Genomic DNA, 17,385 nt, shown 5'->3' with positions numbered 1-17,385 from the left:
TAGCTATGATTTTTCATGTTGTAAGACCTGGTGACACAGTTTACAAATTATCTAAAATATATTGTGTAAAACCATTAGAAATTATAAAGGATAATGGGCTTATAAATCCAAATGAATTAATAATAGGCCAAGTTTTAATAATTGATAAAGAAAAAAATGAAAATAAGGAATCAATAAACGTTTTTGGTTATGCATATCCAAATATTAATGATAATGCATTAGCATCAGCATTGCCATATTTAACAGCTTTATATAATTTTAGTTATACAATTAATTCTGATGGTTCGTTGTCAAATTTAGATGATGAATATTTAATAAAAAGTGCAGTAAATTTTGATACTGTACCAATTATGGTAATTACTAATCTTGATGAAAATGATGAATTCAATAGTGAAAAATTAAGTAATATACTAAATAATGAAGAACTTCAAGATATTGTTATACAAAATATTTTGAATGTCGTCAAGGAAAAAGGATATGGAGGCGTAGATGTAGATTTTGAATACATATATCCTGAAGACGAAGAAGAGTATGAAAATTTTCTAAATAAATTAGCTACAGTTTTGCGTTCAGAGGGATATATACTGACTGCAGCATTAGCTCCTAAGGAAAGCAGTGAACAAAAAGGTATACTTTATGAAGCACACGATTATGCTACAGTTGGGGATATTGTGGATAATGTTTTACTTATGACATACGAGTGGGGATATATTGCTGGAGAGCCAATGGCAGTAGCTCCAATAGATAAAATTGAAAAAGTTTTAGATTATGCAATTACTCAAATTGAGAATGAAAAAATTATTTTAGGAATTCCAAACTACGGATATGATTGGAATATACCGTTTAAGCCAGAAACTCGTGCCAAGGTTATATCTAATACAGAGGCTATTGAAATAGCTAAAAAATATGGAGCTGAAATTGAATTTGACGAAAAAGCACAATCCCCTTATTTTAGATATTACGATGAGAATGAAGACCAACATGAGGTTTGGTTCGAGGATGCAAGGAGTATTAATTCAAAGCTTGAATTAGTGGATAAGTATGATTTGGGAGGAGTATTTTACTGGAATATAATGAATCCATTTCCACAAAATTGGACTGTTCTCGAAAATACCTACAATACAAAAAGAGATATATAATAAAAAAATCCAACAAAATATTTTATATTCTGTTGGATTTTTTTATTACGTAATTTTAGTAAATTTAGTTTTACACTTAGGGCAAATAACATTCACTTTGCCTACTCCCTTTGGAACTCTAACTGTTTGTTTACAGTTGGGGCATCTAAAATATTTATGTGTTTTTGTACCAAAGATAACTCTAATTTCATTTTTGCACCATGAATATATAGGATTAAAATATTTGTTAAATACCTGATTTTCTCGAATCCTAGCACTACTGTTTTTAGAAAACATTCTAAAAATACAATAAATTAAAGGTATATAAGAAATTGTAAGTAATAATTTAAAATGAGTTACACTTGATAAAAAAGTTAAAACAATAGAAAAAATAAGTAATGTAATATTTAGTTGGTCAATACCGTATCTGCCTATAAAAAAGTTTCTAAACCAATTCATTTAAGTCCCTACCTTTTACGTTAAAAATTATTAATTAATTAATATATAGTATATCACAAAATATTAATTTTGCCTTAATTTTGTTTATTTCTTTTTAGTGAGGATAAAAATAAATTTATATCTTGAATAGAAATACTTTTAAATGCAATAAGAAATGCAAAATATGTGATAAATAAACAAAATATAGACAATAAAAGTGCTACAACAGGTGAAAAAATAAAATTTAGTAAAGAAGTATATATTATTTTACTTATGATCCCGGAAATTAATGCGGACATAGTTGGCTTTATAATCCAATTAGAAATATCAAATATAATATATGATACTTTCAATAGCTTATACAAATATAATATTGTATTTAATACTGTTGTAAATAATAATACAAATAAATAAGCATTAAATCCATAAGTAGGCATAAACAAAAGTATGACAGTAATTTTAATAATAGATTCTAGAATATTTATTTTAAATGAACTAAGTTGGTGACCTAAAGCATTTAATATAGTAATAGAAATCATATTTGTGTACATAAATGGGCATATAAAAGATAATGTTTTTAGTAAAAGTCCAACTTTATTATTATGATATAATATGTTTCCAATTTGAAAAGAAAATACAACAAATATTCCTACTAAAAAAAGGCCTATAGTAAGTGTAAAGTGGAGCACCTTAGAGACAGTTTTAGTTATATGAGCATTGTTTTTCTTTGCATTTGCGCTTGAAATAGACGGTAATAGCATAGTAGCAAGAGATGTTAAAAAAGATGTCGGAAAAAATAAAACGGGTAATACCATTCCCTTTAAAATTCCATATATGCTAATTGCAGAAGAGTAAGTCATTCCGTACTGAATTAGTTTAATTGGAATCAAGGCATTTTCTAATAGGCGTAAAACAGAATTTAGATAAGATGTACCTGCTACAGGAATACTAATGGTTAAAATTCTACCCAGTAGCTTATCACAATTCTTTGACTTTGCTTTATATTTTTTGTCGAATAAATATAAAAAATATATATAAAAAAATGAAATAATTTCTCCAACAGTCATACCAATAGTAGCAGTACTACAAGCTTTAGCAATATCACTAGTATCAATATTTTTTAACAAACTAATGGTTACAAATATTCTAATAATTTGCTCTAAAAATTGTGCACTTGAAGGTTTAGAAACATTTTTTGTAGCAAAAAAGTAACCTCTAAAACAAGATGAAAATGCTAAAAATGGTAAACTGGGAGCAAGATAAATTAATGGATAGATAGCTCTTATATCCTTAATGACATATATGCTGACAGTTTTCGCTCCAAATAATAGTATTAAAGTTGATATACCACTACTTATTAGGCATATTATTATAGACACTTTTAATGTTTTACTAACATTTTGCAATTTGTTTTTAGCTATTTCTTCTGCAGTTATTCTTGATACAGCTATGCTTATTCCTGAAGTTGCTAGAGTAATAGTAAGTATATAGAAGGACAAAATAAGTTGATATAAACCAATACCTTCGGCACCAATAGTATTAGCTAGGTATATTCGGAAAATAAAACCCATAAGGCGAATAAAAACTGTTGCTATAGTAAGAATTATAGTACCTGTAATTATATTGTTTTTCATTTAGGTTTCTCCTTTACTTGTTGAACATATCTGGTATTATAATATATGAAAATTAAAAATCATTAGAACAATCGGGCTTATGTTTTGAATAAGAACTTATAAGTTTATAGAATATAAATAAATATTTTAATCACTTGATTTATATATATAATTATTTTATACTTTATATAAGTTAACAAATTGTTTATAAATGGGGGTAGTGCTATGCAGGATGACGTATTGCAAAGGGAAAAACTTATCAATAATAATGGTGAATTAACTAAAATTGGCTTTTTTAAAGACTTTAATTTTGACTACAACAAGGATAGCTGTAAAATAAGTAAGTCTAAATTAAAGGAAGAAGATTTATATGTGGTATATAATCACTTCTATGCCTTTATAATATCAGTTTCTAATATTTCAAAAACGGGTATAGATTCAGTTGCATTAATAGATTTAGCGAATCCATGGATAAGGAAGATTGAATTAAAAAGGACAAACTCTAAAAATGAAGTTCAAATGCCATTATCTCCAAATGAAGGTGACATAAACGTCAAAGAAAAAAATTATACAATAATTATAAAAAACACAGGAAATTCTAGAAGAATATTATGCCACTTAGATGATTTTCATAATGATAAACCAATAGATGCAGATATATCGGTTATTGAAGAACCAAGTGAATTTGTAGTAACAACAGAAACAGTGAAAAATAATGAAAAACTCTTTGTGATAAAAAACAATATTAATTGTATGAAGGCCCATGGCATAGTAAGATTTCAAAATAAAGAATACATACTTAAACCAGATAATTCTTGTGCTACTTTGCATTGGAGCAGAGGTGTAAATTATTCAAATAATAATTATTACAATTTTACTGCATCAGGATATATAGATGGAAAGTTATTTGGTTTTAATATAGGTTGTGATATTAAGAATAATGATAAAGATATAGAAAATGCAATTTTTTATGATGGATATATACACAAGCTATCAAAAGTAGAATTAATTTTAAAAAAGAAACATATAAAAAGTAATATGAATAATTCTTGGATATTAAATAATGAAGAAAAAACAGTAAACTTAGTTTTTAAACCAAACATTGATTGTTTTGATGAAGATAGGTTATTAAATAAACACATGGTATTTGGAACATTTAATGGCGAAATTATAATGAATGATGGTACTATTTTAAACATACAAGAATTTACCGGATTTGTATTAAAGCATAATAAATAAAAAAGAGAGATTTGATTTAAAAGGTCAAATCTTTTATTGTTTTTTTACTCAAATAATCAAGACGTATTTATATATAGATGTTATTATAATTATAATAACGTTATTTGAAATAATTGGAGGAGTAAATATTGAAAAATTTTTATATTCTCACAGATGCTATTAACTACATAGAAGATAATCTTTGTAATGAAATAATACAAAAAAACATAGCCAAAAAATGTTTTTGTTCATTATCAAATTTACAAAAGGTTTTTAAATATGTATTTAATATAAGTTTAAAAGAGTATATAACCAAAAGAAGATTAACATATGCTGCAAAAGAACTTGTTGAAACAAACGAGAGTATTTTGAATATTTCTTTGAAGTATCAATACAAATCACCGGAAGTTTTTACGAGGGCATTTTCTAAAGTATGGAGAGAAACTCCTTCAGTTTATAGAGAAAAGTGGAAATTCACATGTCTTTTTCCTAAGTTAGAGTTTAATTATAATGGAGGTATGGTTGATATGCCATGTAAAAAATTTGATATTACACAGTTGTATGAAGAATTAAAATTAAAAAAGGGCACATATATTTTATTATTTGATATCAAAGGTATGGACTTAATAAATAACATAAGCAGAGAGTTAGGAGATAAAGCTATTATTGAAGCCTTGAGAAGAATAGATGAAAAATCTACAGAACAAATGATTTTGTTCAGAATAGGTGGAGATGAATTCACATTGGTAACAGGTTACGATAATATTGAAAAAGCTAAAGAATTAGCTAAAAGTATAGTTTCTCAAAATGAAAAACTTATAGAATATAAAAATTTTCAAACTCCTTTATCTATGAGAGTAGGATGCATAAAGCTTGATAAAACTTGTTTAAAATACGATGAATTATTTGAAAAATTAAATGAATCAATAAATAGAGATAAAACATTAAGTGGCTTTTAGTAAAAAAAGCGTTCTAATTATTATAATTAGAACGCTTTAAAAAATATTATCTATTCATTGCTAAGTTAACAAGCTCTATTATTAACTCTGTATATCCCATATTTAATCCAACCTTAACCATAGATGGATATCTACTTACACTAGTAAGTCCTGGTATAGTATTAACTTCGTTTAGAATGATTTCATTAGTAGGAGTTAAGAACATATCAATTCTGGCCATTCCACTACATTCTAAAGCTTTATATATGCATTTTGCGGTTTCTTTTGCTTCTAGCTTTAACTCATCACTTATACGAGCAGGACAATGTATTTTTGATGTAGTTGAGTGATATTTTTCATTATAGTCAAAGAAATCTTTATACATTTCAATTTCATCAACTTCACCAATTAAAATTTCTCCATTTCCAAGAACAGCACAGCCTATTTCGAAGCCTTCTATTGTTGATTCTAAAATAACCTTTCTATCATGATCAAAAGCAAAATTCATACCTTTTTCAAATTCATCATAGTTCCTTATTTTGCTTATTCCATAAGAAGAACCAGCATTCGCAGGTTTTATAAATATAGGTAATGATAGGTTTTCTAAAACTTTTTTATATGTATCTTTTAAGTCTAAGTTTTTTTCGTTAACGACAGCCATGTAAGGTGCCATTTTTATATTTTTACTATTACAAACTATATGAGTAAATTCTTTATCCATACAAAGAGCTGATGAAAGCATGTCGCATCCTACGAAGGGAATGCCATATAATTCACATAAACCTTGTATTGTTCCATCTTCTCCGTGTTTACCGTGTAAAATAGGAAATACACAGTCTATTTCAACTTTATCAAATGTTTTATCATTATTTAATTTTATAAATCCTTTTAATACTGCATCAGGACTTAAAATCATTTCACAACAGTTAGGATTTTCAAACCATGTGTTGTTATCTATTTCTTCAATACTTCCTGGGAAGTATAGCCATTTGCCTTCACTTGTTATACCTATTAATGTTACATCAAACTTGTCATTTGGAATGTTTTTAATTGCTGATGCTGCTGAATGTAATGATATCAAGTATTCGCTTGATTTACCACCAAAAATCACAGCTAATTTAGTTTTTTTCATAAAAATGCCACCTTTATAAAGATTTTAATTTATCTACAACTTCGTCTAATTCTAAGCTCCTTGATGCTTTAATAACCATTGAACTGTCAATATTTAAATATTTGCTTAGATAATTAGTCATTAAGTTTTTATCGTCAAAAGATTTTATATTTTTTACTATGTTTTTTGCTCCGTTTGCAATAAACTTTCCTAACTCACCATAAGTTACTAATTCATCTACAGTATAATTAGAGAGTTTAGAGCCTATTTCATAGTGTAGTTCTTCTTCTTTTTTACCTAAACCAAGCATATCACCTAAAACAACAACTTTCACTGGTGATTTAATTTCTTCAAAGGTATCTAACGCTGCCAATACGCTATTTGGATTAGATTTATAAGTATCATTTAATATTGTACATTTATTTACTTTTAATAATTCATTTCTTAAGCCTGTTTTTTCAATATTATTAAGCCCGTCTTTTATTTGTGTAGTTGTTAATTTATATTCCTTAGCTGCTAACATTGCAGCTATTGCATTTAAAGCTTGATGTTTACCTAACATATTAATACCAAAACTATCTTTTACCTCTCCATCAGTTTCAAAAGTAATACCTGTTTCGCTTTGTTTTATGTTTTTATAGTAAATATTATTTTTATCATTAAAACCAAATGTTTTAATTTTTAGCGTTTTGTTTAGTTGTTTGTTTTCAAGTGCATTATTTATGAGTTTATCATCACCATTATAAATAAATAATCCATTATCATTTATACAATCAGCTATTTCAGCCTTCGCTTCAGCTAGCTCTTCTAAAGAATCAAAATTTTCCAAATGAGCTAAGCCTACATTTGTTAATATAGCATGATCAGGCTTTACCATATCCTTTAAAAATAATAGTTCACCTTTCTTTTCCATACCCATTTCAACTACTGCAACTTCACAATCATCATATAAGTTTAAAAGTGTTATTGGAACACCCAATTCATTATTGTGATTGCCCATTGTTTTTTGTGTTTTAAATTTCGTTGAAAGCATGCCGGCGAGTATATCTTTTGTAGATGTCTTGCCGTTGCTTCCAGCTACTCCAATTATACTTGTTTTTAACTGACTTCTATATGTAGTGGCAAGTTGTTGCATTGCAACCAGCGTATCGTCAACTAAGATTACTCCGATGTTAGTTGGAGGATTTGGTTCATCCTTATTCCAAAGTGTAGCAACTGCTTTGTTCTCAATTGCGTTATTTACATATTTATGTCCATTTTGATTAGCACCAACTATAGGTATAAATAAATTTCCTTGTTTAACTTTTCTTGAATCTATACAAATACCAGACACCATAACATCAATAAATTTATTATCTAAAACAGAAACATTTAGCATAGAAGCTATTGTTTCTAAATTTTTTGTAATCATATGTTTATCTCCTGTAATTCAAAGATTATTTTAGAAATCTTTGATTATATAATATTAGTTTTTCCTTGCAACTTATATAATATCACTATACAATAATAAGGTAAAGTATATATTTTTGTTAAATAAAATATTTATTAATTAAACATTAAGAATATTTGTATAATATGATAGTAAATATAAATTAGGAGGATTCAATGACTGATTTTATCATACAAAAATTAATGATTTTGCCAGGTATATTGATAGCATTATCGTTTCATGAGTTTGCTCATGCCTTTGTTGCATATAAGCTTGGAGATGAATCACAAAAATTCAGAGGAAGATTAACACTTGATCCATTAAAGCACATAGATCCTATAGGATTTATTTTATTGATGTTTGTTGGATTTGGTTGGGCAAAGCCTGTTCAAGTTGATTCTCGCTCATTTAAAAAGCCAAGGAGAGATGATACACTTGTTGCGTTAGCCGGTCCATTGATGAATTTAATTATTGCATTTGTTTTTGCGTTAATATTGGGTATAATTTCACTATTAATATTTAAAGGAACTATTGTTTCAAGTCAAGTTTTTGATATTATAATTACAATGATACAAGGAACTGTATCAATTAACCTAGTTCTTATGGTATTTAACTTAATACCAATTCCACCACTAGATGGGCACCATGTATTGGGAAATATATGTGGACCAAAAGTATGGAATTTTTATTATGCACATGCTGATAAATTAAGACTATTTTTAATGTTAGCTATAATACTTAATCTAACAAGTATTGTATTAGGACCAATTGTGAGTGGATTATACTCATTTATAATGAAAATTGTATTGATGATTGTAAATTTATTTGTATAATTTAAAGGTGTGAAATATGAAAACTAAAAGTGAAATACGTAAAGAAATATTAAATATTAGAAAGAATTTAAGTGTAGAAGAGGCAGTACAAAAAAGTGCTAAAATAATTAGTAAACTAAAAACAACATCAGAATATAATAATAGTAAAACTATCATGGTTTATATGGATTTTAAAAATGAAGTAAATACTAAAATCCTTATTGAAGAAATGTTCTCGGAAGGTAAAGAGGTTATTATACCATATACAGATATGGAAGATGTGGTTATTATACCTGTAAAAATTTCTGATATGAAAGATTTAGTTTATTGTAAATATGGCTATTTAGAACCTAAAATAGATATGATTAAAAATCCATTTGATGTTAAAAGCATAGATTTAATCATAATTCCAGGTGTAGTGTTTGATAAAAATAGAAACAGAGTAGGCTTTGGTAAGGGATATTATGACAAATTATTAGTTAATAAAAGGGAAGATGCTAAATCAATTGCATTAGCATATGATTTTCAAGTTTTAAATGAAGTCCCTGCAGAAGAACATGATATAAAGATGGATAAAATTATTACAGAAACATTAATTTTAAATTAAATATTATGTCCAAAACTTGAAAAAAATATATAAAAATGTTATTATATGTATGTTATTTTGTTAACATGGAGGATGTAGACTTATGTTTGTAAAATCTGAGGATAAGGAAAGTCATATATATGATAGTTGTATAGAAGAATCAATGAGTATTAGAATTTGCAAGCTGTTTTTGTTGTTTTTTGCGACTTCCATGTTAGGATGGATTGTTGAAACTTTATATGGGGTAACCTATGTTGGTTTTACAGATAGAGGATTGTTGGTTATGCCAATTTGCCCTATATACGGCGTGGCTTTTGTGATTATTAAATTGATTTTAAAAACACCCGAAACATCATATTGGAATAGCTTATCTTGTAAAATAAATAGCAATAAAACGAAATTTAAGTATTATATATCACAAATCATAACTTATGTATTATATTTTATTTGTGCAACAATTTTAACAACATTAATTGAGTTAATTATTGGTTTAATTATAGAAAAATATTGTGGTGTAAGATTATGGGATTATACTAATATGAAATACAATTTGTTTGGATTTGTAACACCTAGATTTTCTATTTATTGGGGTCTTATGGCTACATTGTTTATGACATTTGTGTATCCTAAATTAAAAGAAAAAGTTGATACTATATCATATATAAGCTTAAAAAAAATTACTAGCTTAATTTTAATAATTTTGGTAATTGATATAACGTTTAGTTTTGGTTATATGATTAAATATGGTGAACATTTTATATTATTTAAAGATTTTAAGTTAATTTAAAAAATTCAAGCTATAACGTAGCTTGAATTTTTTATTGTTTATAGTAGGTATTTGCATACACCATCTACAAATTCATCAGGATTGTATGAATATGGCATGTGTCCGCAGTTTTTAATTTCAAGAATTTCTGCTTTATATGCTTTTTCTAAAAATATTTTTTGATGTTTTTTACAACTTATAGGGTCGTATTCACCAAGAACTAATAATGAAGGTATCTTTATTTTATCCAACAACGGCAAATAATTATACTTAAATTCTGGTTCTTTAAGGATCTTAGCTTGTTGAATGCTGCCTTTTGACCAATTTCCTTTCTCAATTTCATTTTTAGATATTACTTGTTCCACTTTTTGTGGTAACTCTGAATCATAATATACTTTTTCTCGTATGTCTTGTGGTATGTCAAGAAAATGATCTATGTAATCAGATGCACTGTTATTATTTATAATATTTTGCAATGATGTTGCGATATCATGTTTACCTTGTTTTATTAACAAATTATAACTTATTGAATATACATTTTCAAAAGAAAATTTAATGTTTAATGATGGGCAAACATAAATTATTCTACTAATATTTTTAGGATATTTTACTGCATATCGCAAAATTAATTGACCTCCGTATGAATGTCCAATAAGAATAATATTCTTTAAATTGAAGTGTTGACGAATGTCTTCAATATCATCTATTAAATCTTCAGATGAAAAATTGTCATTTTCTGAAATTGCATCTGAACGAAGTACGCCTCTTTGGTCAAATGATATAATATTGAAATTACGTGATAATTTTTGAGCAGAATATTCAAAGTCCCAACATCCTTGTCCTGGCCCACCGTGTAGAAATAGTATTGTATTTTTACAATTACTATCCCAATATTGAACAAAAACGTGTTTGCCGTCCCTCAATTTTAGTTTGATTTCTTCCATAATAAAACCACCTTTTTATAAGATTACTCGTTGTGCATTTTTATTAAATTTAGGAGATTAATTGTCTTATACTCAAAAATTGCATGAACGATTTGTATGTTTGATTTAAACTTATTATATCGCTGTAATGTAAATTGTCAACAGTTATGTAATTATATTCTATTGGTTATTGTAAATATATAGCAAGTACTTGATTAAGTTTCCTATATTTTAAGTTAAAATTTGTAGTATCATAATATAAAATTGCAAATACAATAAAGAAACAAAATATATTACAAAATATGTAAAAAAAAAATTGAATGTTTAATATGTATTTGCTATAATCTGTATATAATTTAAATTAAACTTTAATGATTTCTAAACTAAAACATATATTTTGAACATATATGAAGTTGTTAAACTTTGGAGGTTATAATATGAATAACAAAATTAGGTCTGCTTGGGTTGAGGTTGATATTCAAAAAGCTGTCAATAATTTTGAGCAGATTAAAAATCTAGTTAGAAAAAGTAACAATGTGACAAAAATATGTGCAGTTGTAAAAGCAAACAGTTATGGAATGGGATCAGTTGAATTGTCTAAAAATTATGTTATTAGTGGAGTTGACATGTTAGCGGTGGCCGTAATATCTGAGGCTATGGAACTAAGAGAAAGAATTAAAGAAACTGAAATATTAATTTTAGGATATACTCCAGAATGTTATTTTGATGATGCAATAAATAATAATATTACTCTTACTATATTTTCATATGAGCAAGCTGTAGTATTAGATAAGATAGCTAGAAAACTTAATAAAAAAGCAAAAATACACATTAAAGTAGAAACAGGAATGAATAGATTAGGCCTTATGCCTACTAATGAAAATGCAGAAGTTATAAAGAAAATTTATGATTTTCCTAATATTTTTATACAAGGTATGTTTACTCACTTTGTAATAGCTGACGGAAAGGATAAATCAACAACACATATGCAGGCAAAGGAATTTATACGTTTTGCTAAACTGTTAGAAGAAAAAGGTGTTGATATTCCTATAAAACATGCTGGAAACAGTGCCACAATTATTGATTTACCAGAGTATTACTTTGATATGGTTAGACCAGGTATAATACTATCGGGTTTTTATCCTTCAGATGATGTTGATAAATCAAAATTAAAAATAGATCCATGTATAACACTTAAAGCATTATTATCTAATGTTAAATCTATTCCCCCAAATAGTGGTGTTAGCTATGGACATACATTCAAGGCAAGAGATAAAACAGTAGTAGGAACTATTCCACTTGGATACGCAGATGGATTTTCTAGAAGTTTATCCAACAACTTTTATGTTATTGTAAAAGGAAAGAAGTGTTTATTAATAGGAAGAATTTGTATGGATCAGTTTATGATAGATTTAACAAATGTTGATAATCCTCAAGTTGGTGATGAGGTAATAATTTACGGAAACGGTAGCGATGGAGCATTAACTATTGAAGACGTAGCTAATATTAGAGATACTATTTCATATGAAGTAGAATCAACTTTATCAATTAGGTTGCCAAGAAAGTATATTTAGTTTATAATATTAATGAATAATTTATTAAAAAATTAACATATTTGTATAAATTATTAATATTTTTTTTAGCAAAGGAGAAAACAATGAATTTTGATTTAATTAAAGAATTTGATGGCGCCCTTTATAGTGCTATGATGGAAGAAAAAGAAAGACAACAAAATAACATTGAACTAATTGCATCAGAGAACTTTGTGTCAGAAAGAGTATTAGAAGCTATGGGTAGTCATTTGACTAACAAATATGCTGAAGGTTATCCTGGAAAAAGATATTATGGAGGATGCCAGTTTGTAGATAAAGTTGAAAATTTAGCAAGAGATAGAATGAAAGAATTATTTCATGCTGATCATGCAAATGTACAACCTCATTCAGGATCAAATGCAAACTTTGGAGTTTACTTTTCAGTTTTAATGCCTGGTGATAAAATATTAGGTATGAATTTATCTCATGGTGGTCACTTAACACATGGTTCACCAGTAAACATGTCAGGTAAATACTTTAATATTGCATCATATGGAGTAAATAAAGACACCGAAAGAATTGACTATGATGAAGTTAGAGAAATAGCTAAAAAAGAACAACCTAAGTTAATAATTGCTGGAGCAAGTGCTTATCCAAGAGCAATAGATTTCAAAGCATTTAGAGAAATTGCTGATGAAGTTGGAGCTTATTTTATGGTAGATATGGCTCATATTGCAGGATTGGTTGCAGCAGGCTTACATGCAAATCCAGTAGAATATGCAGATTTTGTAACAACTACTACACATAAGACATTAAGAGGACCAAGAGGTGGAGCTATACTTTGCAAAGAGCAATTTGCTAAGAAATTAGATAAAGCTATATTCCCAGGAATACAAGGTGGTCCATTAGAGCATATAATAGCAGCAAAGGCAGTATGCTTCCAAGAAGCATTACAACCTGAATTTAAAGAATATCAAAAAGTTATAGTTGAAAATGCAAATGTATTAGCACAAGCTCTAACAGAAAAAGGATTTAGATTAGTTTCAGGTGGTACAGATAATCACTTAATTCTATTAGATTTAAGAAACAAAGATATAACTGGAAAAGAAGCAGAAAAACTATTAGATGAAATAAATATAACTACTAATAAAAATACAATTCCATTCGATCCACAATCACCATTTATTACTAGTGGACTAAGAATAGGAACTCCTGCTGTAACAACAAAAGGTATGAGAAAAGCAGAAATGATAGAATTAGCCGATATTATGGATAAAGCTATTTGTAAAAAAGAAAAACCAGAAATACTTAAAGGTAGAGTATTAGAATTAACTAAAAAATTTCATTAATAAATAATAAGAAAGTCTCTGTTTTATAAAAACAGGGATTTTTTTATTGTTTATATAAATACATATACTAATAATAAATATATTTAAATAAAATAATAAGTTTTTCTTTACAATTTGATTAAACTTTAATATTATAGCAATAGAATTAATAAAAGAAGGATGACATTATGAAAAAAGTAAACAGTATTTTTGAAGTATTAGGTCCTGTGATGATAGGACCATCAAGTTCTCATACAGCGGGTGCTGCAAGGCTTGGAAAGCTAGCAAGAGATATATGCAATGGAAAAATTAAAAAAGTAAGATTTTATTTACATGGTTCGTTTGCTAAAACATACAAAGGCCACGGAACAGATAGAGCTTTAATTGCAGGTATTTTGGGATATGAGCCTGACGATGAAAGGCTTAGAGATGCAATAAATATTGCAAGTGAGCAGGGATTAAAATATGAGTTTATTTTAACTGATTTGGGTTTAGTACACCCTAATACTGTTAAATTTATGATAGAAGATATAAATGGAAAAATAACAGAGGTTACAGGTTCATCTATAGGTGGAGGTTCCGTTATGATAACTGATATCAATGGATTTGAGGTTAAATTTACAGGAGAATATAGCACTATTATTACTAACCACTTGGATAAGAGAGGTATAATTAGCGAGGTTTCAGGTATACTTGCACATAATAGAATAAATATTGCAAATATGAATGTGTTAAGAAATTCTGGTGCAAAAGATGCTTCTATGATTATAGAGGTAGATAGTATTCCAAATAATAGTGTGATCGATATGATAAAGGAATTAGATCCAATGAAATCTGTTATAGTTATAAACAAGGAAAGAAGTGGTGAAGACGATGTATAATAACGCAAAAGAATTATTAGATGAGTGTACAAAAAAAAATCTTCCTATATCGGCAGTTGTTCTGAATGATGAAATAGATTGTACTGGTGAAAGTAAAGAAAGTATTTTAAAAAATATGAAAAATGTACTTGATGTTATGAAAAAATCTATTAGTGATTTTGAAGAGCAAAAAACAATGGGCGGAATAATAGGTGGAGAAGCAAAAAAATTAGACGCATACTTGAATAGCAAAAAAACAATTTGTGGTGAATCTATAAATAAAGCTATGGTAAGAGCATTAGCGGGTGCAGAGCATAATGCTTCTATGGGAAGAATATGTGCAGCTCCAACTGCTGGATCAAGTGGTATAATACCTGCTACTATTATAACTGGTGCAGAGCAGATTGGATGTGATGATGATATGATGATAAAAGGTCTGTTAGTAGCTTCTGGTATAGGTAAAATAATAATACAAAATGCGACCGTTTCAGGTGCCGAAGGAGGATGTCAAGCAGAGTGTGGCTCTGCAGCTGCAATGGCAGCGGCAGCTCTTGTTGAAATGGCAGGTGGAACTCCTCAAATGTGTTTTGTAGCAGCTTCTATAGCTCTCAAAAATGTTATGGGTTTAATTTGTGATCCAATAGCAGGATTAGTAGAGTCACCTTGTTCAAAGAGAAATTCGTCAGGTGCTGTAAATGCAATGACTTCAGCAGAACTTGCTCTTTCAGGTATAAAAAGCGTAGTAGATTTTGACGAAACAGTTGAAGCTATGTCAAGCGTAGGTCGTTTGATGAATACGAACTTAAAAGAAACAGCAATGGGCGGTATTGCTGCAACTTCTACAGGGCGTAATATAGCAAAAAAAATACATGGTATTAATTAGAATAAATCTATAAAATAGTCGGAGTTATTGCCATACTAAAACAGTAATTTTAGTAGAGCAATAGCTCTGTTTTTATGTATTTTCACTATCTACATCTTCTTCAATATCCATATACTTTGGTATAAAGCGTTTTGCTACTTTTCCTTCACCACGTTTTTTAATATAAAAATAACCTATAAAAGAGAATACAATAGCACCAATAAAGTTTACGAACAGGTCTTTCATAGTGTCTATAAGACCTATATCCAAATAGCCACTTAGACCTAAGTCTTTACCATTTATAGTTACACTTTTTATATTGTCAATGATGATAGGAATATTTTTGCCATTAGGATGAAGTGAAACAGTTGATATACAATTTAGAACAGTGTCTTTTTGCATATCTGTTTTAAATAAAAAATCCATTCCAAATTCAAAAAATTCCCATAGGACTCCTATAGTCATAGAAAAACAGAATGCACAAATAGCCAAATATATAGGTGAAAGCTTAAAAGAAAATTTATCATGTCTGTTTAATAAGTCAACCAAAGAAAATCCAATGGCTGCTGCTAAAAATCCATTAATAGTATGTAGCATAGTATCCCAAAATGGAAAAGCTATATAGTATTCCCTAATTTCACCAAGTATTTCGGCAGAAAAAATAAACAAAAGTACTATAACTTCCAAAGTATCTGGAACATCTATATGAAAGTTTACTTCTATAAAGCTTGGTATTGTAAATAAAAACAATGTTAGTAGGCATAAAAATACGTTTTCATAATTACCATTAAAAAATTGGAATATCATAGTTTCTACTACAAGTATACGCAATACTACATATATAGCAAAAAGTTTTTTGTGTTCTTTAATATGATTACTAAGTTTTCTTGTTAGACTAACTTTCTTATTTTTTTTCATTTGAACTCCTTTTGTTTAATGTAAACTATTCTGTAAATTCAAATATAGTGATTTCAGGTCTAGCAAAAAGTCTCAAAGGATATTTTGTTGTACCTATACCTTTATTAACATATATTTTGCCATTCCTAGGTGTATTCAAGTTGTACATACCTCTAACATAGTTTTTAGCAAGGGGAGGAAGAATATAATCATCTAAAAATGGTATATTTATTTGCTCACCATGGCTATGACCAGCTATAGCTATGTCATAGTTATAATTTTCTATATTGTCGATAATATCAGGTTCATGACAAATAATTATATTATAGTTGTTCTCTTCAATATATTTATGTAAGCTATCAAGATTTGGATAACCAAAAATAGCATCATCTAAACCTGTTATAGTTAAATTAAGTTCGTCTAATTTGATAGTATTGTTTATGAGCAAATAAAAGCCAGCATCATTCATAATTTCTTTATATATAGACACAGCTCCTCCACCATAATCGTGATTTCCGTATACACAAAATTTACCATAAGTTGCATTCAATTTACTAAGTACATTAGAAATTTCAGTTGGTTCAATATTATATTTATTGTAGTTATCAATTAAATCACCTGTGAACAAAATAATATCAGGATTTAACAAATTAATTTTATTTACAATATTCCTTAATTCTTCTATACCAAAATACTCAGATATATGAGTATCTGAAAACTGGACCACTTTTTTACCAAGTAAAGCATTACTAACATATGTAGAAGATACAATTTGTTTATTAATTTTTATAAATTTTGGTTCAATATACCTTGAATAAGTATACACAAGTATAGCTAAAGATATAACAGTTACTAAAAATTTAAATAATTTCTTCAATTTATATTCCTTATAGAATTTTTTTACTTTATATAATTATAACAAATAGTAGCTAATAAGAAAACAACAAAATATAA

At 27.7% G+C, this 17,385-nt stretch carries 17 protein-coding genes; 10 read left to right on the top strand and 7 right to left on the bottom strand.

Annotated elements, in window-relative coordinates; genetic code table 11:
- Positions 1-5 precede the first annotated feature (5 nt).
- The gene (locus JYG23_RS10750) at positions 6-1,139 is read left to right on the top strand and encodes a glycosyl hydrolase family 18 protein (RefSeq protein WP_207235675.1); all 1,134 of its coding nucleotides are present in this window, start codon (positions 6-8) and stop codon (positions 1,137-1,139) included.
- Positions 1,140-1,184: 45 nt separating this feature from the next.
- Here the strand turns inward: JYG23_RS10750 and JYG23_RS10745 are convergent, their stop codons facing one another.
- On the bottom strand, positions 1,185-1,577 hold the full coding sequence (locus JYG23_RS10745) for a hypothetical protein (RefSeq protein WP_207235674.1): 393 nt from the start codon (positions 1,575-1,577) through the stop codon (positions 1,185-1,187).
- Between the two features lie 74 nt (positions 1,578-1,651).
- Complete coding sequence (locus tag JYG23_RS10740) at positions 1,652-3,190, bottom strand: polysaccharide biosynthesis protein (RefSeq protein ID WP_207235673.1); 1,539 nt, start codon at positions 3,188-3,190, stop codon at positions 1,652-1,654.
- 204 nt (positions 3,191-3,394) lie between these two features.
- Here JYG23_RS10740 and JYG23_RS10735 point away from each other — a divergent pair, with 204 nt between their 5' ends.
- A complete protein-coding gene (locus JYG23_RS10735) occupies positions 3,395-4,408 on the top strand; it encodes a DUF2804 domain-containing protein (protein WP_207235672.1) in 1,014 nt (337 codons plus the stop codon).
- Between the two features lie 128 nt (positions 4,409-4,536).
- Positions 4,537-5,346: a helix-turn-helix domain-containing protein gene (locus JYG23_RS10730; RefSeq protein WP_207235671.1), complete on the top strand. Its 810-nt coding sequence runs from the start codon at positions 4,537-4,539 to the stop codon at positions 5,344-5,346.
- A gap of 46 nt (positions 5,347-5,392) precedes the next feature.
- Here the strand turns inward: JYG23_RS10730 and JYG23_RS10725 are convergent, their stop codons facing one another.
- Both JYG23_RS10725 and murF read right to left on the bottom strand, forming a co-directional pair.
- On the bottom strand, positions 5,393-6,457 hold the full coding sequence (locus JYG23_RS10725) for a D-alanine--D-alanine ligase family protein (protein ID WP_207235670.1): 1,065 nt from the start codon (positions 6,455-6,457) through the stop codon (positions 5,393-5,395).
- Positions 6,458-6,470: 13 nt separating this feature from the next.
- On the bottom strand, positions 6,471-7,847 hold the full coding sequence (murF, locus tag JYG23_RS10720; protein ID WP_207235669.1) for a UDP-N-acetylmuramoyl-tripeptide--D-alanyl-D-alanine ligase: 1,377 nt from the start codon (positions 7,845-7,847) through the stop codon (positions 6,471-6,473).
- Between the two features lie 194 nt (positions 7,848-8,041).
- Between murF and JYG23_RS10715 the strand changes: the two genes are divergently transcribed.
- The 3 genes from JYG23_RS10715 to JYG23_RS10705 all read left to right on the top strand — a co-directional run bounded on the left by JYG23_RS10715 (position 8,042) and on the right by JYG23_RS10705 (position 10,050).
- Positions 8,042-8,698, top strand: coding sequence for a site-2 protease family protein (locus tag JYG23_RS10715; protein WP_207235668.1), 657 nt, complete (start codon positions 8,042-8,044; stop codon positions 8,696-8,698).
- 16 nt (positions 8,699-8,714) lie between these two features.
- Entirely contained in the window at positions 8,715-9,284 is a 570-nt protein-coding gene (locus JYG23_RS10710; protein ID WP_207235667.1) for a 5-formyltetrahydrofolate cyclo-ligase, read from the top strand.
- A gap of 82 nt (positions 9,285-9,366) precedes the next feature.
- Positions 9,367-10,050, top strand: coding sequence for a putative ABC transporter permease (locus JYG23_RS10705; RefSeq protein ID WP_207235666.1), 684 nt, complete (start codon positions 9,367-9,369; stop codon positions 10,048-10,050).
- Between the two features lie 38 nt (positions 10,051-10,088).
- On the opposite strand, the gene JYG23_RS10700 is transcribed toward JYG23_RS10705, so the two are convergent.
- Complete coding sequence (locus JYG23_RS10700; protein ID WP_207235665.1) at positions 10,089-10,973, bottom strand: alpha/beta hydrolase; 885 nt, start codon at positions 10,971-10,973, stop codon at positions 10,089-10,091.
- Between the two features lie 416 nt (positions 10,974-11,389).
- On the opposite strand from JYG23_RS10700, the gene alr reads away from it, so the two are divergent.
- The 4 genes from alr to sdaAA all read left to right on the top strand — a co-directional run bounded on the left by alr (position 11,390) and on the right by sdaAA (position 15,555).
- The gene (alr, locus tag JYG23_RS10695) at positions 11,390-12,526 is read left to right on the top strand and encodes an alanine racemase (RefSeq protein ID WP_207235664.1); all 1,137 of its coding nucleotides are present in this window, start codon (positions 11,390-11,392) and stop codon (positions 12,524-12,526) included.
- 83 nt (positions 12,527-12,609) lie between these two features.
- Positions 12,610-13,833: a serine hydroxymethyltransferase gene (gene glyA, locus JYG23_RS10690; protein ID WP_207235663.1), complete on the top strand. Its 1,224-nt coding sequence runs from the start codon at positions 12,610-12,612 to the stop codon at positions 13,831-13,833.
- Positions 13,834-14,000: 167 nt separating this feature from the next.
- Positions 14,001-14,693 carry an L-serine ammonia-lyase, iron-sulfur-dependent subunit beta gene (gene sdaAB, locus JYG23_RS10685; protein WP_207235662.1) on the top strand — a complete coding sequence of 231 codons (693 nt, stop codon included), beginning with the start codon at positions 14,001-14,003 and terminating at the stop codon, positions 14,691-14,693.
- Complete coding sequence (gene sdaAA, locus JYG23_RS10680) at positions 14,686-15,555, top strand: L-serine ammonia-lyase, iron-sulfur-dependent, subunit alpha (RefSeq protein WP_207235661.1); 870 nt, start codon at positions 14,686-14,688, stop codon at positions 15,553-15,555. The genes sdaAB and sdaAA overlap by 8 nt, the downstream gene beginning before the upstream one ends.
- Positions 15,556-15,627: 72 nt before the next feature.
- Here sdaAA and JYG23_RS10675 read toward each other — a convergent pair whose 3' ends face one another.
- Positions 15,628-16,452 carry a hypothetical protein gene (locus tag JYG23_RS10675; RefSeq protein WP_207235660.1) on the bottom strand — a complete coding sequence of 275 codons (825 nt, stop codon included), beginning with the start codon at positions 16,450-16,452 and terminating at the stop codon, positions 15,628-15,630.
- A 25-nt stretch (positions 16,453-16,477) separates the two neighbouring features.
- Positions 16,478-17,308 carry a metallophosphoesterase gene (locus JYG23_RS10670; protein ID WP_207235659.1) on the bottom strand — a complete coding sequence of 277 codons (831 nt, stop codon included), beginning with the start codon at positions 17,306-17,308 and terminating at the stop codon, positions 16,478-16,480.
- Between the last annotated feature and the right edge of the window lie 77 nt (positions 17,309-17,385).

It is taken from the genome of Sedimentibacter sp. zth1, from assembly GCF_017352195.1.
Lineage (GTDB): Bacteria > Bacillota > Clostridia > Tissierellales > Sedimentibacteraceae > UBA1535.
Note: the sequence above shows the minus strand (reverse complement) of the source record. Positions and strands in the feature narration are given on the sequence as shown.

Bases quoted from the DNA above. Each gene is read 5' to 3' on its own strand.
- JYG23_RS10700 (WP_207235665.1), bottom strand. From the start codon at position 10,973: ATGGAAGAAATCAAACTAAAATTGAGGGACGGCAAACACGTTTTTGTT.
- sdaAA (WP_207235661.1), top strand. From the start codon at position 14,686: ATGTATAATAACGCAAAAGAATTATTAGATGAGTGTACAAAAAAAAAT.
- JYG23_RS10735 (WP_207235672.1), top strand. From the start codon at position 3,395: ATGCAGGATGACGTATTGCAAAGGGAAAAACTTATCAATAATAATGGT.
- JYG23_RS10710 (WP_207235667.1), top strand. From the start codon at position 8,715: ATGAAAACTAAAAGTGAAATACGTAAAGAAATATTAAATATTAGAAAG.
- JYG23_RS10705 (WP_207235666.1), top strand. From the start codon at position 9,367: ATGTTTGTAAAATCTGAGGATAAGGAAAGTCATATATATGATAGTTGT.
- JYG23_RS10750 (WP_207235675.1), top strand. From the start codon at position 6: ATGATTTTTCATGTTGTAAGACCTGGTGACACAGTTTACAAATTATCT.
- glyA (WP_207235663.1), top strand. From the start codon at position 12,610: ATGAATTTTGATTTAATTAAAGAATTTGATGGCGCCCTTTATAGTGCT.
- alr (WP_207235664.1), top strand. From the start codon at position 11,390: ATGAATAACAAAATTAGGTCTGCTTGGGTTGAGGTTGATATTCAAAAA.
- JYG23_RS10745 (WP_207235674.1), bottom strand. From the start codon at position 1,577: ATGAATTGGTTTAGAAACTTTTTTATAGGCAGATACGGTATTGACCAA.
- JYG23_RS10675 (WP_207235660.1), bottom strand. From the start codon at position 16,452: ATGAAAAAAAATAAGAAAGTTAGTCTAACAAGAAAACTTAGTAATCAT.
- murF (WP_207235669.1), bottom strand. From the start codon at position 7,847: ATGATTACAAAAAATTTAGAAACAATAGCTTCTATGCTAAATGTTTCT.
- JYG23_RS10740 (WP_207235673.1), bottom strand. From the start codon at position 3,190: ATGAAAAACAATATAATTACAGGTACTATAATTCTTACTATAGCAACA.
- sdaAB (WP_207235662.1), top strand. From the start codon at position 14,001: ATGAAAAAAGTAAACAGTATTTTTGAAGTATTAGGTCCTGTGATGATA.
- JYG23_RS10725 (WP_207235670.1), bottom strand. From the start codon at position 6,457: ATGAAAAAAACTAAATTAGCTGTGATTTTTGGTGGTAAATCAAGCGAA.
- JYG23_RS10715 (WP_207235668.1), top strand. From the start codon at position 8,042: ATGACTGATTTTATCATACAAAAATTAATGATTTTGCCAGGTATATTG.